Origin of the sequence: Sulfuriferula nivalis (assembly GCF_009937995.1) — a bacterium.
Classification (GTDB): domain Bacteria; phylum Pseudomonadota; class Gammaproteobacteria; order Burkholderiales; family Sulfuriferulaceae; genus Sulfuriferula; species Sulfuriferula nivalis.
In genome coordinates, this window is sequence record NZ_AP021881.1 from 1532833 (window position 1) to 1558169 (window position 25337).

The 25337-nt window shown below is 52.2% G+C and carries 1 protein-coding gene (running past one end of the window); it reads left to right on the forward strand.

Features of this window, described 5'->3' with window-relative positions; genetic code table 11:
• Window positions 1–25337 carry the 5' portion of an Ig-like domain-containing protein gene (locus SFSGTM_RS07795; RefSeq protein ID WP_162084666.1) on the forward strand. The gene runs 16669 nt beyond the window's last position, so only the first 25337 of its 42006 coding nucleotides appear in the window; the start codon lies at window positions 1–3; its stop codon lies off the right edge, out of view.

Consider the following 25337-nt stretch of genomic DNA (forward strand, 5'->3'; position numbering starts at 1 on the left):
ATGAGTCAACTTTTACTTGGAATACTGCGGCGGTTGCGTGGACAGAATGATGCACATCAAAACGCAATTGCATCTGTTGTACATCAAAACTCCATACGCTTTGAATCAATTGAACCGCGGGTGTTGATGTCGGGAGATGTGGCGCTTGCGGTAAATGGTGCGATTCATGTTCCGGGGGAGGTGAATCAGTACGCTTTCACAATTGCTTCCGATGTTAACGTAGTGTTTGACTCATTAACGAATAACTCCAATATGAACTGGAGTTTGTCAGGTCCACAGGGCACGATAGTAGATCCACGCAGCTTTACTGCTAGCGATGGTACCGGTCTTGCGGGTAGCCCTGCTATTGACCTGAGTGCGGGTAATTATACGGTTACAGTCGACGCAAACGCTGGTGTGACTGGTAATTATGGGTTCCGTTTGCTGGACTTGCAAAAGGCACCCGGAATACTTCCAGGCACTACCGTGACAGGTCAGCTTAGTCCTGCCAACGCGACAGATATTTATACGTTTAATGCCACCGCAGGTGATCACTTCTTTATGGATGTGGCAGGGCGTTCAGGAGGAGATGTTAGTTGGCAGTTGCTGGATCCGTCTGGACAGCAGGTTTTCGGCCCCACAGCAATGAATTCGGCCGGCCAGAATGTTAACCTGCCCAGCCTTGCCGCCACTGGCACCTATACCTTGCTGGTGGAAGGGCAGATCGGCTCAACCGAAACGGCAAACTACAGCTTCGACGCGCAACTCCTCCCCACTGCTTATATCCCACCCGCTGCTCCTGTTCCGACTGTCACATGGATTGGTGCCAGCGGGGCGGACTGGAATGTTGCATCAAACTGGAGTACGGGCGCTATACCTGCGTCGACAGATAATGTATACATTGGTTTGCCTGCAGGCCAGACCGTGAGCCTGTCCAGTGGTTCGGTCACTGTAAATTCACTTAGTTGTGACTGCGATCTGGCGTTGTCTGGCGGCGCTATTTTGAACCTCGCCGATGCTTCACAGATCAATGGAAGTCTTACCTTGGATGGTGGTACGCTTGGCGGTACAGGCGCGGTCACCGTGAGTGGTGCGCTCAACGTCACCAGCACCAGCACGCTCGACGGTACAGGTGCGTTTACTACTCAGGGTACCAGTCTGATCGACATCGCGGGAGGCGTTGGTTATCTTAGTCTCAATGATGGTAAAAGCTGGATCAATCAGGGCACGATTACGGTGGGTGGAGGCAGTTATATTTCTTTTGGTAACAGCGGCAGCAATACCCTGACTAATGGAGCAGGGGCCACGCTGAATCTCAGTAGTACTTCTGTTTTGCCTATAGCTTTTGGGGGAGGAATCGCCACACTGAACAATGCCGGTATACTGAACCAGACTATGGCCGACAGTGCTGAAATTGACAGCAACGTTGCTTTTAACAATACCGGCACAGTTAATGTCTATGCGGGGACACTCATTTATAACAACAATTTACTCAATCAGGGTACGTTGAGTGTCGCATCCGGCGCAATTATGAATATCGGTGGTAATTTTACTAATAGTGCACAAGCGACAGTGCGTATTGGTTTGGCAGCTTCGGTAGGCATGCTGGCTGTATCCGGTACAGCCAGTCTGGATGGGGTGTTAGACATCTATCTGGACGGTGGTTTTGTGCCTGCGCCTAGCGATGTCTTTGGTGTAATGAGCTATGCCAGTCGTACAGGAAATTTTAATAACTTGCTTGTAGAGAATCCAGGCACTCAACTCAATTTCAGCATTGACACTTCCAATGCAACTATGCTTAAAGTGTCCGCAAATAATGTCATGCCGGGCGTGCAGGACATCAACGGAACGTTGTTGCAGCCGGGTGAGCAGGATGCATACCAGTTCACGGTGAACAATCCATCGCAGTTCTTTTTCGATGGTATCAGCGGCAACCAAATTCAGTGGCAATTGACCGAAGGCGGCCAGACAGTATTTTCCAGTGAGAACCTGACCGCGACGGATAATCCTTTTTTGAACATGAATGCTGGGACGTATCAACTGAACGTCAGTAGTAATCAAGGCGCGACTGGAAATTATGATTTTCGTATTATGGGTGATACAGCGGCGGCTGCGCTGACGACCAACGTATTGACGACAGGGGATCTGGCGCCTGGTACACAAGCTGGATTGTATTCCTTCTCAGCTAATGCAGGAGACCAGCTGTTCCTGCAGACAGTTGCTGCTAATCCAGACTGGAACTGGCGTATCTTCGGGCCGAATGCGCAGCTTATAACGAGCAATAATTCCTATGGCAGCAGCGGACCGATAACAGCCACTACAACGGGTACTTATTACCTCAGTATCGAGGGACAAACGAACTATTCGACAGGTGTGGTGGATGCTGCCAATGAGCCTTATTCATTTACGCTGTTTCAGAGCACACCAACGAGTACGCCGCTGACGTTCGGGCAAACTACCCAAGCGAATCTGACACCGGGCTCGATTTCCAATTATACCTTCAACGTAACCAATCCGGGTTTTGTGAAATTCGATCAGTTGTCGTCAAATAGCTACAGTGCGAACTGGATATTACTCAATGCCGCTGGGCAGCAAGTAGCATCAGGCAACACCGCTGCCGAGCAAAATTATATGTCGGTGGTTGCGGTGCTTTCCGGAACCTATACACTGCAAATTGCAAATCCGGGCGCCAATGATGGCAGTGTGGACTTCCAGGTGCTGAATACCTCTGCATCAATGGTTACCGCTGTCCAAAGTGGGCAGAGCCTGTCGCTTGATTCAACTTCAGGCAGCAGTGAAGCTGTCTATAGCCTCAATGTGGCCGCCGCAACCAACCTTAATTTGTCAGCCAGCATCACTAGTGCAGATCCTTATGCAACCTGGCAGGTCACCAGTGTTAATGGTCGTGTAGTGGGTAGCGGTGATCTCTCCAATGGCGGGAATATCAACGTTGCATTGCCGCAAGGCGGTCAATACTTCTTGTGGCTGGGTGGTTCAAATTATTACAATCAGGTGCCATTGCAAGGCAGTGTAAAGGTAACCACCTGGAATAATCAGGTCATCGCTGCAGGTCAATTATCAGGCACAACCCCTACTGATTTGCCGGGTACGACATTGGCGCAAAATCAGACGGTTACTACGAATTTCAATGTCGCGCAATCGGGAACTTGGTTGTTCACCGTTCCGACCGCACTTTCAGGGGCACAATGGACGCTGGTAGGACCCGCTGGAGTGGTGATTCCAGCGACTGCACTGTCTGGCACTGGGGCAGCGGCTTATCTTACTGCAGGAAATTATCAACTTGTCGTTACCAGCGGTTCAACGGCTGGTGCGTTCGATATTCAGGCATTACCATTTTCTACGGCAACATCATTGGCAGATACTGTTCCGACCACGTTACCGACGCTGGCAACTGGTGCTTCAATATTATACAGCGTCAATGCGACGCCAGGAGACGGCTTTTCCGGAGTGCTGTTAGATACCGATAGTGCACCAAATGGCGAAGAATTTGCGGTCAGTGCGTTTGATGCCTATGGCAAGTTGCTGTATTCAGGGAGTACATCAAGTGTGCAGTTTACACAATCGCAGGCAACAGGACAGGTGTATCTTCTGGTTACCCGCACTGCTGCGCAGAGCACCGGTGCTACGTTTACGCTTTCGCGCACCCAGGCAACGCAGCCGGCTCTAGTTACAAGTACGCCGATTTTGGTCAATCAGGCTGTGTCAGATACCAGTGGAGGGCCTTCGCTTCCTAAGTATTCGCTGAGTTTGCCGCAGGACAGTTTGGTATTTGTGCAATCGTCTTCGACGATTTCCAATTCCATAACATTGACTGGAGCGCTGGCAACACTTTCTGGCAGCTTGCCAGCAGCGTCATCTCAAGGCATCCCGGCACCTGCCGTGCTCGGCTGGGCACCAGCCGGAGAATATCAGCTGCAGTTTTCTGATGTCGGAAATAGTTTTCCGTTTACGGTTTATACTGGCAGCAACGCAACGCACATCAGTTCAGGGCAGGGCGTCAATGACGAGTTTGCCACCGGTCAGTCGGTTGGCATGTACCAGATTGATGCACAGGCAGGGCAGAACTATCAGCTTAAAGGACTTCCAGCCGCATCCAGCGGGTTGGCATATGGGATTTACGATGCGAACGGTCAATTGCTGGTTTCCGGCGACCCTTCATCCGTCAGCGGGCAGAGCTGGTCCGTTGCACAAAATGAGACCTGTTACGTCGTCGTGTACCGCGACCCGAATCAGGCAACCCAGTCCGCTGCGGTTAACTTTAGTATTGCGCCCTATGTGGCACCATCGCTGGTTGATATTGGAGCACTGAGTGCAACGCAAACAACGACAGCTACAGTTCCCGTCAGTAACAACAGTGGTCAGGTGCAGTTTGAGGTAAGCCAGTCTGGCTGGTGGACGTTACAGGCTGCCAGCTCGGTTTTGAGTGGTTCGGGATGGACGATCAACGACGCACAGCAGACTTGGGTTGCGTCAGGTCACTTGGTTTCACCTCAATCTGTTTATCTGTCGTCAGGCACCTATACGCTTGTGATGGATCAAGCAAGCGGGGATACCCAGATCAGTCTTACACCGATCACAATGGTTCCAGTTGCATCTGGTCAGGCATCCGATATTGGACAATTGGCCGCTGGTCAGTCTATGGCAGTGACGCTCGACTCGGTACCAATGAGCAATTTCTCGGTAGACATCGCGTCAACTTCTGGCGTGCAGGACTATAACGTCCAAGCGTTTGATCAGAATGGCAATAGCCTAGCTGTTTCGACACAAATTAGTGCAACCACGGGCGACAATGTAGTGACATTTGCGCAAGGTTATACGGCAGGCCCTGTAACGTTATTGCTTACGGCCAACTCGATTGCGGTGACCACTGATTTGACAGTGAATGCAACGGAAATTGCAACCCAGACAGGCGGTGTGATGCCGTCTGCACAATGGACCAGTCAAGCTGGTAGCGGGATCTATACCTATACGTTAAGCGTAGCCCAGACGGCCACATTTTTCCTGGATTCTGATTCGCAGAATGGATTTAATTCCTGGTTGACCAATGCAGATGGCAGCCCTGTTTTGAATGGTGAAAATTCGCAGTGGGTATTAAACCCGGGGAATTATCTTCTTAATGTTCAGATCAATCAGACGGGGAGCAGTAATATCAGGTTAACCAGTTCCGCAGATGCCAGCGTGCTGCCATTTGGCGTTAGTCAGTCGGTGACACTGGCTGCCAATAACGTGCCTTCCTACTATAGTGTCAACCTTGCTGCAGGAGATGCCTTTACCTGGACACCGGGTACAGGTGGCACGACAGACGCAACCAGCGCCTATTCGCTATATGACGCCAACGGTAATGACGTTTATGATGGTAGCATCAATCAGGCTGGAATCTTTGTTGCGCAGCAGGCGGGTGCTTATACCGTAAAAATGCATGACAGCACTTCAATCACGACGACTGCCAATTTTACTGTAACGACAACGCCAACCTCGCTTGCCCTCAGCGCCCTTAGTACGACGCAGACGACAGCAGTCAGCGTCCCTTACAACTATGGAGAAAGTGCACAGTTTACTGTTACCCAGCCTGGCTGGTGGACGGTGCAGGTACCAACCAATGCAAACGTACAGAGCTATTCAAACTGGTGGATTAACAATGCGCAGCAGTCTCAGATTGCTTATGGCTATGCATCCAATCCCGAGGCTGTTTATCTTGCGGCTGGCAGCTATACTATTTCACTTGGCAGCATTGGTGGTGCAAATACGCCAGTCTTTCTTGCGCCTGCTCCAACAATTCAGGTAACGTCAGGTCAGCCAGCCGACATTGGGCAATTGTCAGCTGGTCAATCGGTAGCGATTGCGCTTGATTCAAATCCTTTAACCCAGTATTCGGTGGATATCGGATCTAGTTCCAGTGTGCATGACTATACCGTACAAGCCTATGACCAGTATGGCAACAACCTTAATGTTTCGACGCAAATAAACGCTACTACAGGCGACAATATTATTACCTTTGCACAGGATTATGCAGCAGGTCTAGTAAACCTCGTTTTGACAGCTAACGTTACTGCTGCAACAACTGATTTGACGGTTAATCCGACGCGGACCGATGTCGCTGTGCCTGTGGCTGCCAACGGTAGCATCACGGCCAGTCAAGCAGTCTCTCTGGCTGCAGGAACCTCGTATAGTTACAACCTGAATGTCACTCAGACAACCACATACTTGGTGGATCCTGTACCTAATTCGAATGTATATGTAGACGGGGTAAATGGCAGCTACATCGTTGGGGGGCCAGGTTCGCTGTGGACGCTCAAGCCGGGCGACTATACGGTTAATGCCTACCTGTATTCTGGAACCGGAAACCTGAAGCTCACGGATCTGGCCAGTATTGCGCCGATTGCAACCAATGTTGCCCAGTCGATTCAGGTCGCCGCCAATGATGTGGTGTCCTACGCCAGCGTTACGCTTGCAGTAGGAGATGAACTGGCTTGGCAGCCGGGTGTGGCCAGTACGACCGGAGGATATACCTTGTTTGACGCGAACGGTAACAGCGTCTACAGTGGTGACATCAATCAGACAAGCAATTTCATCGTGCAGCAGGCAGGTACCTATTACCTCGCGATTCATAACGATGCAGCCACATCAGCAGCGGTTAATTTTACGCTGATGCAGTTGCCGGCCGCGGCACCCTTGGCATTCAATGCCGGTTCATTGGCAAGTGCTACTTTGTCGACGCTCAGCACGGCATTTACATCCGGCAATCAGGTAGCCACCCAGACCTTTACTGTGACCCAAAGTGGGCTTTGGTCATTCCAGCCTGTCTCATCGGACGCAGGCATCAGCGGTACGCTTAGCGGTTCTTCCGGCTCGGTGGTGGCGAGCTGGCCGGATTTCTCAACTTCATTAGGGCAGAATCAGGTTGTTTATCTGCCTCCCGGGCAATATACGCTGACGCTGAACAATCGGGGTGTAACGAGTGCTTCGACGGTGCTTGTACTGACGCCGTTCGCCTCCGCTGTACCGCTGGACAATGCTACGCCACCTGACCTGAGTGCGATGACCGTCGGCCAGCAAAGCTGGTACAGTATCAATGTACAGAATGGCGATACGGTATCGGCTGTAATGAATGCGCAGTCCAACAGCGATTTCAATATCTCCGTATATGATACAGCTGGAAATTTGCAGGTGTCTTCAGGGCTTGCCGGTGGCAGCTTTATCAGCAGTTATGACGGAACGGCTTATGTGCTGGTTAGGCGAATAGCCAATACCGGCAATGTCGGCGGCACCATCCTTGAACTCACTGCAGCGGCGGGACCCTCTACCGTTACATTGCCAGCAATTCAGGCCGGAGTCGCAGAAAACTGGACCGCCGAGGTGCTCAACTACAGTTTTGCGGTGGCAAATGACGGCCTGATTGCCCTTGACTGGCAGGGCGGTAACTACCAGAACTATCAGTTGACTGGGCCTGCAGGTCTGATCAATGGGCAGGTTAGCGGTGCAATCGTGAAATGGCTGGTGGCGGGAAACTACCAGTTGTCACTGTTGAACGGCGCAGGTCCAGCACAGTTTGAAGTTGCAGACACAACTCAGGCGACGACCGTTATTCCAGGCACACCGGTCTCAGCAAGCATGAATGCAGGTCAGCAGTACGCGCTGTTTAACGTCACGCTGGATGGGACGCAGAATACCTGGTTCACAGGTCTTGCTGGTGCGAGTTCTGGCGAAACATATCAGTTGTATGATCCATCGGGCAAGCTGGTTGCTTCTGGAGATCCGTCGAAAAGTAATTTTGCTCAGCTTAACCAGATATCTGTGAGCGGGCAATACCTGCTGGTGGTATCGCGCAGTGCGGTCAATGCATCTGGCACTGCGTCACTGAATTTCAATCTGGTACAAACGCCGACATCGTCATTGCCTTTACAGTTTGGTACGGTCACTCAGGGTGAGTTTATTAGCCAACAGTATTATGCGTGGTGGTATGGCGGATACTATTATTCCATCAATCAAAGTCAAAATTATACGTTTACTAGCACTGGTCCTGAACATATTGCGCTGACACCGCCAGCCAGTGGTATCAGCTATCAGTTGTATGACACATTTGGCAATGTTGTCAGTCCGTTAAATCTGAATGGAAGTGGAACGAACACCTATGCTATTGGTGCTGGCAACTATACGCTCAGAGTTAATGGCAGTTCTTCCACGGCTACGCTTCCGTATACTGTTACCGCCAGTATTGTACCGACAACCACCGTTGTAATGGTGGTCGGGGGAAGCGCGACTATCAACTGGAGCAACGGATTGCCAGATCAGCAGATTCAGATAGCTGCACAGGCAGGAGGTGTCTATGCGCTGGTTCCATCAACGCCGCTTGTTTATGGCAATACCATTATTTATAAAGTATTTGATTCATCTGGTAACACGGTTGCCAGTGGAGATGAAGCGAGCGGCTGGTGGAGCGTTAATCCTACCATCAAATTTACTGCGCCAACTTCGGACAACTACACTGTTCAGTTCTCTGCCCAGCAGTATTATTCTCCGTTGACGAGCGGCACGACAATATATAGCTTAGTTCAAGGTCAATCAACAACCAATGCGCTGACGTTAGGAACAGCGGCAACGGGCACCCTGAACCAGACAGCGGACAATTCGAGTTATCAGTTTACGCTGACTAATCCAACCAGTGTGTTTTTCGATATTACCGGCGGCGCATATAACGCGACCTTGTTGCGAACCGATCAGCCTGCTACTGTTTTCAACTATAGCGGCAACCCGATTTCGAATCAGGGTGTCTACCAATTGGCAGCGGGTACCTATTCATTGAATATGGTTCCTAATCAGACTTCTCCAGGCAGTTTTAGTATTTTAACCACCCTTGTGGCAAATCTTCCTGCGCTGACGCTGGGAACGCCAGCGCAAATATCGGTCTCTCAGGCGAATCAGGCCAGCGCATTCCAGTTAACAGGCACTACAGGGCAGCAGGTGCTGATCGATGCTCGTTATGGCAGCTACTATCAATACTGGGTCATGGTTGGTCCGAACGGGCAAAATGTTGCATCGGGAAATGATTACTACAATTATGACCAATCACAAAAGGTGACCTTGCCACAGGATGGCACTTATGTTCTTTACGTATATGGAACAGGCACAGCACCCGCATCAAGTACGTTAACTGTGAGCAATTGCGTGACTTCGGTCAATAGCATCAATCTGGGCGATCAGGTGAGTGGTACGATCGCCGGTCCTGGAGATGTTAACCAGTATCAGTTCACACTGGCACAGGACACCACGGTATTCCTGAATCCGCAAGGTGGCACTGCCAATATTTCATTGGCAGGTGCCAATGGCGTGGTACTTAATACGAATTCAGCGACGGGTAATTTTTATACTGAATTTCTGAAAGCAGGTGCCTACACGGTGACTGTTTCAGGTTCAGGTGCGAGTACACCCAACTTTGCATTCTCAGTTTTGTCTACGCAGGGCGCGATCGATGATGGTAGTACAGGCGCTATAGCCGGTACGACACCAGCCAATAAAGCATTGGGAATTTACCAGTTTGAGGTAACGTCTGGCGCAAGTTACAACCTGAATTTTACTACGCCAGCTACAACTGATTATACCGATGAGTTGAGCTATACCCTGGTTGATGCTTACGGACATACGCTGGGAAGTTCAGGAACCTACTATCAGCAATCGATGAGTTTTGTTGCGCCTGCAAGCGGTCCCGTTTATCTCTTGATCAAAAACTCGGGTTCCTCAACCAGCGCTACGTCGTTCAGTGCCACCCTGACGCAACCGATTGTTACTACCACGCAGCTAGCCTGGAACAGCCCGACGTCTGCTACGTTTGCAACTCGTCAGGATCAGTCGACTTTTAATTTTACCCAGAATACGTCGGGCTGGATTGAGCTGCAGGGGATCACTGCGCCTTCAACAAACGTGAGTTTTTCCATTGTCGCACCTAATGGCACAGTTGTTGCTACCAAAAACGGTTTTAACGCGACCACTGCAGGCACCTGGGATGTGTATCTTTCCGCCGGTCAGTATGCGGTGCGGATTAATGCTAATACCGACGGGGTAGTTGGAACTGCACAGTTCAGCGCTGTTCAGGTGCCAGCTACACAACAATTTGCACGCCAAGCGGGGATGTTACAAACGCTGCAAATGCCAGATGGCAGCGATACGCTCTCGTTGTGGAGCATGACAGCCCAGGCGGGAGATGCCTTCACGCTGAGTGCGCAGACTTGGTCAGGATCGGGTTCGGTGCAGGTGCTTAATCCAAATGGCGCTGTCATCGCGACTTGGAATCCATCCAGCGGCACACCGTTGAGTCTCACCTTATCACAGGCAGGTAGCTATCTGATCAGGGTGCAGCGTGATACATTGGTCAATGTAACTTCGAATGCATTCAACTTGTCGGCAACGATAGGGGTGGTAAGCACCACTACGCCTGTACCTATCGTCTCAACCTTCAGCGCAGCTGGATCTATCACAAATGGTACCCCGCAGACTTTCCAATTTCAGCTAACTCAGGCGGGTATCTATTATGTCGATCGAAATAGCCCGCCAGATTATTATGGCAATTATTACCAGATGCCGACTATTACTGATGCCAACGGTGTTGTGGTGTCTTCAGGTTATGACCAGCCAGTGCTACTCTCGGCAGGTGTCTATACGATTATGCTGCAGCAGACTTATAGCAGCAGCACTTACGATTTTACTGTGCAACAACTGGATAGTAATCAGTTGCCTGTGCTGAACTATGGCCAGTCGGTGACGACTGCATTGCCAAACTATGCCTCGCTTGGTTACCAGATTAATGCGACGGTCGGCGATCAGTTAAGTTTTAACGCACTGGGTGGCGCAGGCAATTATTATGGTTATCGTCCGTGGAGTCTAGTGAATCAGTATGGACAGGTACTGCAGCAGGGAACGACGGGTGTGGATGGAAACCCCTATATGGTTACCACGACCGGTCCGCTGTATCTTCTCATTCAGAATCCGACTTATTCTGGCTACGCAACTTCTGGGGCGACTTTGTCATTCGAAGTGGATCAGGGGGTAGCAACGCCGACGCCGATTACATTGGGGCAATCTGTGTCAGGCACAGTTGATGCGCAGACACAAAGCCAGAGCTATACCTTCAATATTACCCAGCCGACCAATGTTTTGTTTAATGGACAAAATGGCACAAGTGACAATACTACTTCCTGGTATCTGGCAGGCCCCAATGGGGCAGTCGCATCGAGTGGTTTTTCTAGTTATTCTGGATATGATCAACAAGTGATGACGCTGAATCCGGGTCAATATACGATGACGGTGAAGAACAGCGGATTCGATAGCAGTAATTACGGTTTTCAGCTGACTGATCTTTCTACCCCCGCTTTGCTTAGCAATGCGCAGCAGGTTCAGGGCACATTGCAACCAATTGGCAAAGCTGATACCTATAATGTCAGTCTCAATGCTGGCGATAGCCTGTATCTGGCATTGCAGAATCTGCCGTCAAGCACTTATGCGTATGACCCAAATATCGGCAGTTATCATTATAGCTATACTGCCAACATTGAAGTGATAGACCCGAATGGTAATGTAGTTGCTTCTGGCAATCTTGCCAATACCCAGTTGATTGCCACAATGTCCGGTAAATATACGGTCGAACTAATCAATGATTACGCCTATGATGTGCCAGTGCCCTATACGCTGACTGCGTACATTAACCCAAAAACTGCACCAAGGGTCATTGATCTTTATGCGAATACTGGGCCATCAGTCGATTTGGTGGTGCAGAATGTCACGGTCGCCCCTGCCGTTACAGGCGGAACCATCCAGGCAGGGTCAACCATACAGGTCAACTGGAACACGATCAATATGGGCACGGCAGCAACTCAGGGCGATTTCAACGAGCGCCTGGTTGTCACCGACGCCACCACTGGCGCAGTGGTGTTGCAGGCCATCGTACCTTACACCGAGTCGACCTCAGGTCCGTTGACGACAGGTCAGTTTGTCGAGCGGAGTGCTACGCTGCAATTACCCATTGGTCCTTCCGGTTCAGGAAACCTGGTGGTGTCTGTACAGACCGATGCCAACAATACGCAAAATGAAGTGGGTGCAGCGCTTGCCAATAATATTTCGCCGGCAACATTTACCAGTGCGGCGATTGCTTATCCTGATCTGCAGGTATCTGGTCTTAGCCTGTCTCCCGGCTCAGGCTGGCAAGCAGGCGATCCAGTCACAGTGAACTGGAATACCGTCAACAACGGTTTGGGCGCAGCGACTGGCGACTGGAGCGAGCAGGTTCAACTGATCAATACCACGACAGGTAATGTCGTTGCAACCCTTAGCCAAGCACTTATCGGGCAGGATATTGCAGCAGGTGCACTGGCTGCACGTTCAGCAACATTTAACTGGCCAAGCGGCTTGGACGGGATTGGTACCTTCAAGCTGGTGGTGACGGTGAATTCTCTGGGACAGGTTGCTGAGTACAATAGTCAGGGTGCAATCACTGGTGATAATACGGCGACCCAGCAACTTGTAGTCGGCCCTAGCATCCTTGCGCAAAACGTGGGTTTGCTCCAATCTTCAGTGCAGGATGGACAGACTGTCACCATTGTTTGGAATGACGTCAATCAGGGTAGTGTTGCAGTTCCCGGACAATATCAGGATCGAGTCACCGTGCAACAGGTCAATGCCGATGGCAGTCTGGGCACCGTGGTGTTGAATACCGTGGTGGCTTTCCCTGCTGATGCTGGAAATCCGCTTGCCGCAGGCGCTTCACGCCAGAGATCCGCTCAGCTGACGCTGCCGACAGGTATTGCTGGAACGGGGAATTTTATTGTGACTGTTGCAGCTGATAGTCAGGCCAATGGTACCACCAGCGTATTTGAAGTGGATGCTTCAGGGCAGCCTCTGCTGCAACCGGTTATTGCCACTGGTAATTTCACCTCGACTGAACAAGCCTATGCCAACCTTAATGTGACTGGGTTGACTGTACCATCGACAGTCAATTCCGGTGATTCCACACAAGTAAGCTGGACTGTCACCAATACCGGCACGGCCACGGCCACTGGCCCTTGGGTTGATCGGGTCGTCCTAGTCGGTACAAATAACAATGGCGTATTCGAAGATGTCACGCTGCTCAACCTGACTCAGCCCAATTCGCTGGTTGCTGGTCAGAGCTATACACAAACCGCTACGGTGCAGATTCCAAGCCGTTTGTTAGGTACCTTCAAGATCGTATTGGTCAGCGATGTCAACAAGTCAGTTGCCGAACCCGATACGCGCGCTGACAGCACACTTGCGTCCGGACCTATCACCGTCGGACAAACTTATTCCGACCTGGTTCCTGTCATTACCCAGTTACCAACGCTCGCTTATGCAAATATGCCTGGCACCGTGCAGTGGACGGTAACCAATAACGGTACCATGCCGACTGACGTATCAAACTGGGTCGATCAGATATATCTTTCTTCCACGCCAACGTTGGATTCGAGTGCCATCTTGCTGGGTTCGACGACGCATGTCGGCACAGTGGCTATCGGTGGCAGCTATGCGGGTAATCTGAATTTCACCTTCCCGCAAGGGATCACCGGGTCATATTACGTCATCGTGCATACGGATGGCTATGGCAACACCTATGAACCAGGCCATACCGCCGACAATGTGGTGGCTTCCAGCACGCCGATCACGATTGCGCCGCAGCCGCTGCCGGACCTTGTGGTCAGTAATATCGTTGCGCCCACTATCTGGGCAGCTGGCAGCACCGTGCAGGTCAGCTATACGGTCAATAATCAGGGCAATGCAGCCGTCAACGGCTATGCCGCCGAGTACCTGCAACTGGTTAACACAGCCAATCCGTCTCAGGTTGTCAATCTTTCCTGGCAGGGTACATCGAGGCAGGTTGCCGTCGGTGGTTCCTACACCAATCAGGTGAACATCACTGTGCCCAACATGCCGACCGGCAACTGGCAGTTTCAGGTAACAGCCAATGCGGGTAACTATGTCAGCGAATCGAATACTGCCAATGATGTAACGAGCACCCCGGTGACGGTGGTCAGTCCCGATCTTGCGGTCGACACGCTGGTAACATCCGGCACGCTGCAAGGCGGCAGCAACGTTACGCTGAACTGGATGACGCGCAACATCGGCAGCAGCGATGCGACCGCATTTAATGATGCAGTCTATCTGTCGCAAAATGGCATAGTCGATGCTAATTCGGTGCTGCTGGGCCAGGTTAGCCACGCTGCGCTGACAGCAGGCGCATCGGTTGCCAGTCAATTGAGCTTTCAGGTTCCAATACCCGATTCTGGCAACTACCAGCTGATCGTGGTAAGTAATGCGGCGATCGGCAATAATTCTACGGTCTTTGAGGACGGCGCGACCGCAAACAACACAGCGGCATTAAGCGTCAACATTGCCCAGGACAACTACGAAGTGCTGACGCTAAGCAACGTGCAGGCACCAACCCAGATTGTCAACAACCCAGCCAATATCAACGTTAGCTATACCGTCACTAATAACGGTAACGGCGTTGGTAGCACCACGAACTGGACCGACAAACTGGTGTTCTCTGCAAGCGGTGTATTGGGCGCTAGCGACAATGTTGTGCTTGCTACCAATATTCAAAGTGGTGGTTTGGCTGTGGGCGCAAGTTACAACGGCACATTCAGCGGTCAGTTCCCAGTTGGATTCTCCGCTAAAGGGCAATTGTTTGTGGTCACTAACGCTGGCAATACGGTGTGGCAAAATGGACAGACTAGCGGCAATGTAGTCAGCCAGACCTTGACTGTAATGCCTGAGCTTTATGCTGATCTGACTACTTCGATGGTCACGGTAACCGGTGCACCCGTCAGCGGTGGACCGATCACCATCAACTGGACAGTCGCTAACAATGGACTTGGGGTGACCAGCACCTCTAACTGGAATGATAATGTATGGCTCAGCACCAATTCTGACGGGACAGGTACGCTGATTCAACTGGGCTCCGTCAACCATGTTGGGCAAATGGTAGTAGGGGCTTCCTACACAGGCGCATTGACGGCTACTTTGCCACAAGGCCTGCAGGGAACCTTCTACGTCAATGTCAAGGCTGCCGCGAGTGGTAACACACCTTACGAATTTACCCATACCACCGACGCTACTGCGACTTCGCTGGCAGTACCAGTCACCTTGTCGCCTTCACCGGATCTGGTGGTGCAATCCATCACGGCGCCTGCCACAGCAGATGAAAGCGGCACAATGGATCTGAGCTGGACCGTGATCAACCAGGGGGCTGGAACCGCAACCGGCCCCTGGGTTGACCGCATCCAATTGGTGCCAAGTTCGGGCACCGGTGCTGCGATTTCTTTGGGAACATTTACTTATAGCCAGGATTTGGCTTCAGGCATCACCTATACCCGCACGCAACAAGTGACGATTCCGCAACATATCAGCGGGCAGTACGTGGTTCAGATAACCACCAACAGCACGGGATCGGTGTATGAATATGGCGCAGCGGCGAGTAACGATGTCACGCAAGCCTCCGCAGTCACAGTGGTACAGGCGACGCCGCGTCCGATTTTGCAAGTCAGCAACATCACCGTGCCGACCCAGGTCACCGCAGGCACCAACATGTCGGTGAATTATACCGTCACAAATAACGGCCCTGCAGTTGCGGCTGGGCAGTGGACAGATAATGTCTATCTGTCACTGAATGGACAACTCGATGTTAATTCAGTCTTGGTAGCAAGTGTACCGAACGGATCGGCACTGACCACAGGCGAAAGCTATAATAGTCAGACGCCGTCGTTTATCATCCCGTTGCGTTATAGCGGCACGGTCTACGTGATCGTCAAAGCCAATGCTAACGGCACGCTAGATCAGTGGCCAAATACCAGTGAGAGCGTGAGCATCCCGCAAGCGTTCCAGGTAAATTCAGTACCGTTCGCTGATCTTGTAACCAGCAATGTAGTCGCACCTGCTCAGGGAAGCTATGGCTCGACTTTCAATGTTAGCTATACCGTCACAAACAGCGGATCAGCCGCAACAAGGGCTGCTGATGGCAGCAGCAATGAATCCTGGACGGATACCGTATGGTTAACGACCACTAAAGGTCAGCCGCAACCCGGATATGGCGATATCCTGCTTAGTACAACCACCCATACTGGCGTGATGAATCCAGGCGACAGCTACAATGGCAATATGCAGGTGACCCTGCCGGCGGATGTCAAATCTGGCCAGTATTTCATCACGGTGTGGACCAACCCGACTGGTGTGATCGCGCAGACCGAGTTGGCTACCAACGTCAATCCAGACGCGCCCAATACTTTCTACAGCGACAACTTCAAGTCTACACCAATCAGTGTGCTCGGGCCTGTTGCGGCAGATCTGGCCGTGACTAGCATCACTGCGCCACCTCAGTCGGCGGCTGGTGGGGCGTACAGCTTCAGCTATACAGTGCAGAACCAGGGAAATGCCGTTAGTGGATCTTGGACAGACGAGGTTTACCTGACCAACAATCCTAATTTTAATCAGGCAACGACCCGTTGGCTGATTGGGCAATATTCAGAAAATCAGACACTCAATCTGAATCAGAGCTATACCGTATCGGATACGGTGAATCTGTCACCTTCGGTGTCGGGTCAGTACATTGTGGTAGTTACAGACAATGGCAAATCGATCACCGAATCGAGTTATGCGAATAATACGGTGGCGGTTGCCTCAACAGTGACTCCCAGCCCGGCCGATTTGCAGGTCAGCGCAGTGACGGTTCCAAGTATCGAACACGATTCAGGCCAGCCTACCACGGTCACCTATACGGTGACCAATGCGGGAGCTGCAATCTGGAACGGCACGAAGAGCTGGATAGACAATATCTATTTCAGCGCAGAACCCACCTTCAACGCTAGCCAGGTTACCTTGCTGGCTTCAGTCACGCATGATAATACATCAGGCTTAGGGGCAGGGCAGAGCTATACCACGACGACCAACATTACGCCGCCTGAAGGTACTAACGGTCCTTATTATATCTATGTGATCGCCAACAACGATCATAGTTACCCTTATGGCCCGGGTGGTTACAAAGTCGCCAGTCAGGAGCTTAACGGAAGTTTTAATCAGAATACGCTAACCTATTACCAGACGACCGCCTACGAAGGCACACTGACCAATAACAATATCGGTCAGGGAACCATCGCGATCACCTACAAGGAAGCGGCGCTCACAGTCAATAATATCACTGTGTCGGATCCAAATCCGACTGCGGGTGAGACCGTTACGGTAACTTGGACTGTTACCAACACAGGAACTCGTGCAACGCGTGTCAGCGGTTGGTATGATGGCGTTTACCTGTCGAACGGCACGTCTATATCCTCGGGTGATTATTCACTGATCCCGCCGACTTATAATGCTCCGATCGGCGCTCAGCTGACTCAGATGCCGAACGATGCCAATGGAAAACAGACTTATCTTCAGCCAGGGCAGAGTTATACTAATTCAGCCGTTGTGACTTTGCCGACCTCGATTTCCGGTAATTATCACATTATCGTCAAAGCCAGTACTGATCTGATGGGCAGTAATGAGGCTGGCGTTTATGTGCCTAGCGATATTCGAAGCGGTCTTGATGCTTTGTGTCAATACGACCCCACAGGTATGGGCGCTGTCCATGCGTTCCAAAACGAAGGCACGAATGTCGGCAACATTGCGCTGCCGATCACGGCGGTCATTCCGCCGTTCCTGCAGGTTTCCAGCATTGCGGTGTCATCAAACGGCACCACTTCCAGTCAGCAGGCAATCAATGTCACGGCTGGCCAGAGTTTCACCGTCAACTACACGGTGGCGAATAACGGCGGTGCAACGCCGTCAGATCAGAGCAACTGGAACGATTTGATCTATCTGTCGCAAGATCCGAATAATCTGGATCTGAATCATGACACCTTGCTGGGATATGTCGCGCATACTGGTGGATTGACTGCCGCAGGTACCTACAGTAATACGCAGACCTATACCGCGCCGCAGAAACTTAACGGCACATACTATGTCTGGGTGGTGACAAATCCTGCTAACGCACTCGGTGCGGGCAGGGCTGCCGTGCTTGAAACGCAGGCTGATCAGGTGCATAACATGGCATCATCTGCACCGCTGCTGATCCAAATGCCGCCGCCAGCTGATCTGGTGGTGCAAACGGTGACTGCGCCGACCAGCGCCCAGGTGGGCGACGCAGTTAGCTTAAGCTATACCGTCACCAACACATCCACTAATGCTGCCAACGGCAGTTGGAGCGATGCGATTTATCTGTCGCAGGACACCACATGGTCAACTTCTGCGATCCTGATCGGAAAAGTGCCGCAAAATGGCCCATTGGTCAGTGGCGCCAGCTATACTGGTACGCTGAACACGACCCTGCCACCGCTGTCTGAAGGCAACTGGCATGTGATCGTGCGCCCAGATATCTACGATAATGTTGGGCAGGCAACCAACGGAACAGTGCCTTCGGCTGAAGGCAATGCCATCAGTGTCACAGTACCAGCCCTGACGCTGGGCACCCCGTTATCGACCACGTTATCGACAGGTCAAGGACTGGAGTACAAGGTGGATGTTGCAGCAGGCCAGACCCTGCGCGTTAATCTTGATTCCACTGCTACCGACGGTAATAACGAGGTCTACATTAAATACGGTTCCATTCCTACTTCGTCAAATTATGACGCTGCCTATACGCAGGCACTGTCACCCAGCCAGCAGGCGATTATTCCGTCTACGCAGGCTGGAACCTATTATATTCTGATCAAGTCGGATAGTTCGCCTGCCAATACGCCGGTGACAATCAGCGCGAATTTGATACCGTTGTCGATTACCAGTATCACGCCTACCTCGGGTGGCGCTGCGACGGCTGCTAATCAGTATGTCACAATGGATATTTACGGCGCGGCCTTTGCGGCCGGCGCGCAGGTCGTGCTGTCCCGTCCTGGCCTATTCCAGATTCAGCCGCAAAGCTGGCAAGTGCTTGATGCCACTCATATTCAGGCCACTTTTAACCTTTCCAATGTTCCCTATGGTCAGTATGACGTGGAAGTGATTAATCCAGATGGCACTTCTGTCACGCAGCCGTACCAGTATCTGGTGACGCAAGCGATCCAGCCAGATGTTACAGTTGGCATTGGTGGTCCTGCGCAACTGACGCCTGGTGCAAGTGGAATTTATACGGTGTCGTTGCAAAACTTGTCCAACGTTAACACGCCGTATGTGCAATTCAATGTCGGCGCTACCAATATGGGTGTGCCAGATACGAATTATGGTACTTCAGGTGATCCGTTGTTGCAGGTGCTTGGCGTACCATACGTCACCTTGGCGTCCAACATACAGGGTCAACCTCCAGGCGTGCCGGCAAACAACGGCGGTAACAACCAGGCCTATGGCGCAACCCCCACAGATAGTACATCTTTGCCAACCATACAGTGGTCTGCACTTACAGGCGCACAGGATACCACTGGGTTCAACATGACCCCAGGTTTTGCATTCAACCTGGCAGGCAGCGGAACTATAGATCAGACCTTCAGCGTACAAACCTACCCAGGTTTGACCGCGTGGCTGGCGCGTGATTTCAACGGATTGCGCACTGCGCTTTATGAACTACATCCCGACTGGGCAGCGCAAAACCTGCTTGCTAACGGCCCGCAGGATCTAGATAAAATTCAGTCTGGATTGACCAAACAGTACCTGAGCACGGATCCTGATACCGGAACCAATCTGACCCCGGATGAAGTGTTATCATTGTCGTTTATGTTCAATGTGTTTGCCACGGCAACGCCGCTGACTCGCGCCCAGTTCATCACAGAACAAACTGCGTATGCGGATCAGATGCGCACTGCAATTCTAAAGGATGCCACCGCGCCGATCGCGTTGCAAGTGCTCGCTGCAAATCAGACGCAATGGGAACAAGGCTGGCTGGCAGCACTTGAAACTGGCGGTGTATTACTGCCAGATGGCGTAGCACCTCCGATCAGCACCCAGCCAACGGTGATGAGCCTGAACGCGATGCTGGCTACTGGCATACTGCTGCAAAATGGCAATCAGAGCTACACCACCCAAGCCAGCGTACTTGGCTTCTTCCAACAAGTGCAAAAATGGTATGGCAGTACAGGTACTTATTCCGGAGATCCGAATTCAGCAGTCAATGCCTTGACAGGCACCGCCTCCAGGGATGTTTTTTATCCATTAACAGGTACCGAAGCTCAAGCAACCAGTCCTGTAACGGCATTGCCGAACGCAGCCGGTTTTGTGAATCCCTACTCTACGGCGCCTAATCAGTTCATCGATTTGAATGTGTTTGTGCTTGGTGGTCCTTCCATAGCTGGAGATGCGCTACAAGAGTATTTATCAAGAATCGGCGCGTTGAACGGCCCTGGCGCGCTAAATTTACTGCAATACATTAAACAGGCGACAGCCGTCAGTGCAACAACAGCACCTGTTACGGTACAGGGGCCGTCGGTAACGCCTAATTCGCAGGGCGTATCCTATGTGCCGGCAGGTCAGTCCCTGCCATACACGGTGTCGTTCCAGAATACGGCTGCCACACCAGTTGACCAGATCCGCATCGTCACCCAGCTTGACCCTAGCCTCAATCTGAGCACAGTGCGTCTGGGTGATCTGCATATCGGCAACCTAGACGTCAAGATACCTGCCGATCGTGCGGTTTTCCAGGGCACGTTCGATTACACCACCAGCAATGGTTTCATCCTCAGTGTGAGCGCAGGGGTGGATTCGACCGAGCACGCAATCACCTGGCTGATCCAGGCGCTCGATCCCAACACCGGCGAATTGCTGAGCAGTTCTGCGCTGGGTCTGCTGCTGGGCAGCGGGTCAAGTGCGGGGACGTCATCCGGATATGTCAGCTATACCGTACAGGCAAGTCCTGCTGCAGTCAGCGGCGCTTCGATCAACACCAGTGCGACGATCGCCTTTAACAATGCACCACCCGTCACTGGCAACACGGTGAGTTATACGCTCGATGCGACCCCGCCCCAAACGACCTTGACGGCTGTTGCGAGCGGCACCGATGCATCCGGCAATCCGACCTACAACGTCAGCTGGAATTCGACTGATGATGCGAGCGGCGTCAAGTATGTGACCGTGTATGTGGCAGAGGATGGCGGCAACTTTATGATCTGGAATGACCAGGTTGCGGGTGCCAGCGGTCAGGCTGTGTTCACAGGTCAAGCCGGCCACAGCTATCAGTTTCTGGCGGCGGCAGCGGACAATGCCGGCAACAGCGAAGCGGCCAGCATCACCAATGCGGTGCTGCCAAGCGACGGTACAGCAGCCCAGGTGGCAGCCGGCCTCGGCACAACGCCTTCCGTGTCTTCGACCACGGCTCAGACACCGCAGGCACCAGTAGACCGGACTTATCCTGCCAACGCGATGTTTGAACAGGCTACGCAAGCTTTGCCAGGACCCGTTTCTACGACCAATCCTGGCGATCTGCAAACCGTGCTGGCGCCGATGTCGCTGCAAAGTTTTGCGAGCGGTTTTACCAGTGGTGCTGCCGATATCGGAGCGATGGCAATGGTTCAGTTGCCAGATCAGACCGTTCTTGCCAGCGCAGGCCCGAACGGCAACCAGGTGTTTGCCTATTCGAAGACAGGCGGCCAGAGCACCACGCCGCTGTTTACCCTGAATGCACCGATACTTTCAATGGTGCTCGACAATGTCGGCCAGCTGTGGGTGACCACCGGCGACCAATTACTGCAGGTCGATCCTGTGACCGGCACCGTGCTGCAGACCTTCTCAGGCCCAGGCGGCGAGCCGCTGACGCAGGCATTGGCGATCAATCCCGCTACTGGTTTGATCTACGTTTCCTCGGGCAATGGCATCGAGATTTTTAACCCTAACGCTACAGATCCGTCCTTAATTTGGCAGCACTTCTCAAATGCCAAGGTGACCAGTCTGGCCTTTGGGCCGGACGGCCGTCTGTGGGGTGTGCAGAGCACAGGTGCCACCATCAGCAACGCCGAGCCGCATCCGACAAGCAATATCATTAGCTTCCCGATGACAGGTTACACCGCTGGACAGGCACAGCTTGAATACACCTTGGCCGGCACAATAGACAGCATTACCTTCGGACAGAGTGGCACAGGACTTGCCGGCTTGTTGTTTGCGTCCACCTCGCTGCCGCAGCAGGCAATTCCGCAAGGCGGCGCAGCTGCGCCGCACGAGAGCGCAGTATGGATGGTCGAGCTTTCCTCGCGTAAATCCCTGCAACTTGCTACTGGCGGTACTCAGGGTGAAGCTGTAGTTGCAACCAGCGACGGCCGTTTGCTAGTTGCGCAAACCAACAGCATCGACCAGATCGCACCGGCTGCACCGCCTCATGTGACCGCCAGTTCGATACCCAACGGTTCGCTGGTGGCATTGCCGATGAATGAAATGTCGGTGACGTTCGATCAGAACATGTGGCAAGGGGCAAACGGCAGCGATCCGACCGATCCTGCCAGTGTTCTCAACCCGAACAATTACACGCTGGTGTCTAGTGATGCCAACAACCCGCTTACTTTCAGTCCGACTTCTGTCAGCTGGAACACGGCGACTAACTCTGCTTTCTTGAATTTGCCGGTCTTGCCGACGGGCACCTGGACTTTGCAGGTATCGTCCAGCATTGCCAGCGCCTACGATGTGGCGCTGGCCAATACCTATGTCAGCAGCTTCACCACAGTATTGAATTTTTCGAGTCAGGTGAAACTTGCCTTCAGCAATACGCGTGCAAATCAGGCTACCGGCACGGTCAGCTACGACATCAGCGTGACCAATATCGGCAGCGAAGATATTCATGGACCGTTGACGTTGATAATCGATCCAGGTCAATACTTCGGTGGTTCTATCGCAAATGCTACACAAGGAGCGGGTGGACAGTCCAATCTTTGGACGATCGATTTGACCGCGGCACTGAATGCTGCTGGTGGCGTTCTGAGTGTTGGACAGACGCTTGCCGCCCAGACTGTGACGGTGCAGCCGATGGCTGGGAATGTGGGCGTGGTGACGGGCACTGGTGGGCTGGTTAAATTCGATCCGACCAGTGACATTTACGCTATGCCTTATGCCGATACGCCACCGACGATCAGTGTGGTGAATGACAACGGTAATAGTGTTACAGGCACCAGTACGCCTACTGCTTCGACGACGGAAACGCCTGCCGGAACTGTGGTCGATGCCGATGGTAGCAGCGTTGTGACGACCAACGATGGGTTGGGCAACGTGGTGAGCAAGACCTATAGCGCCAACGGCGCACTCGTGAGCGAGATCTGGCAAAAAGCAGATGGCTCAAGCGGTGCGAATACCTTTAATGCCGACGGTTCGAGTGCAGGCACCATCAAAAGTGTGAATGGATCGAGCCACACCTATACCAAGGATGCGCTGGGCAATGCTACTTTCACTGATATTGATTCCGTTGGCAATCAGAGCGATAGTGGTACTGTCACTGTCAATACGGACGGTACAACGACCACAGTAACGAAATATGCCGATGGTACAAGCGCAAGTGTGACACTGGATGCGGCGGGTAATGGCAGCCTCTCGCATTACGGCAACAACGGCGCGTTGAGTGCCAGCGGTACTGTTTCGGTCAGCGCAGCTGGTGTTACAACAACTTCGATCCAGAATGTCGAAGGGACTTCTTCCATTGAAACTGACGACGGCAAGGGTAATGTTACGATCACCCAGTACAATGCTGTTAGCGTCAAGACCAGCGATTCATGGCAGAAAGCGGATGGCAGCAGCGGCACGGATATTTACAACGTTGATGGCAGCAGTTCGGGTACCACCTTGAATTCTGATGGAACGTCCAGCAGCTATACGGACAATGGCAAAGGTATCGTCATTACTTCCAGTTATGATACGAGCGGCACATTGACCGGTACGATCACAACGACGACAACCACCAATGCGGACAGCACTAACACGGTCGAAAGCGATGATGGGCAGGGTAATGTCACAACGACACAAGAAAGTGCCTCCGGCATTGCCACCAGTGACACCTGGAAGAAATCCGATAGCAGTTCAGGTACCGATACGTTCAATGCAGATGGTTCGAGCAGCGGCACAACACTGAATGCGGTTGGAACGTCCAGTACATACACCAACGATGGCAAAGGTACTATCGTCACCACTGATTTTAATGCTGCAGGAATACAAACTAGCCAGAGCACGCAATCGACAATCATCAATGCCGATGGCAGCACCACCAGCTACAGCAATGATGGCTTGGGTAATATTTCTACTACTAACTATGCCGCAAATGGTGTTGAGACCAGCAATACCTGGCAGAAATCTGATGGCAGTTCAGGCATGGATGCCTATAACGCAGATGGCTCCAGTTCCGGCACCACCAAAAATGCCGACGGCACATCGAGCAGCTATATCAACGATGGCAAGGGCACGCTGACCACGACTTACTTTAACGCCAGCGGTACGCAAACCAGCATAACCACTTCAGTTATCACCACGAATGCGGACGGCAGCAGCACAAATGTAACCAACGACGGCTTGGACAACATCACCACCACGCAATACGATGTATCCGGCACCATGACTAGCGATGCATGGGTGAGGGCGGGTGGCAGCTCTGGCACAGACACCTTCAATTCCGATGGGTCGAGTTCTGGCACAATCAGCAATGCCGACGGAAGCAGCAGTACCTATACAGATGATGGCGCGGGCAACATCACGACCACACTGTACAGCGCGTCCAGCGTCAAAACAGGGGATATATGGCAAAAAGCTGACGGCAGCTCGGGCACTGACACTTTTAATTCTAATGGTTTGAGCAGCGGCACGACTAAGAATGCAGACGGCTCTTCTTCAAGCTATACGAAGGATAGCCAGGGCAATCAAACGTTTATCGATTATGATACAAACAGTATTGAGACTGCGACCGGCACCATTACGCCAAATACCGACGGCACCACCACGACCGTGACGACCAATGCGGACGGCGCATCGAACAGTGCAATGCTAGCTTCAACCGGTAGCGGCACCAAGACTTACTACAATGCAAGTCAAGTCATCACCGCAACGGCTACCATCACCGTCAACTCGGATGGAACGAGCAGTATCGCAACAGCTTACGCGAACGGTACCAGCAGTACTGAGAGCAACGATGGCCAGGGAAATATAACAACCACGCTGTCTGATACCACAGGCAAGACGCTAAGTGATACATGGCAGAAATCCGATGGCAGTTCGGGCACTGACACCTTTAATGCCGACGGTTCGAGCAGCGGCGCAACCCATAATTCGGATGGGACTTCCAGCAGCTACACCAATAATGGAACTGGTACCGTCATCACTACCAGTTTCAATGCGGCAGGCTTGCAAACAACTCAAACCACTTCTGT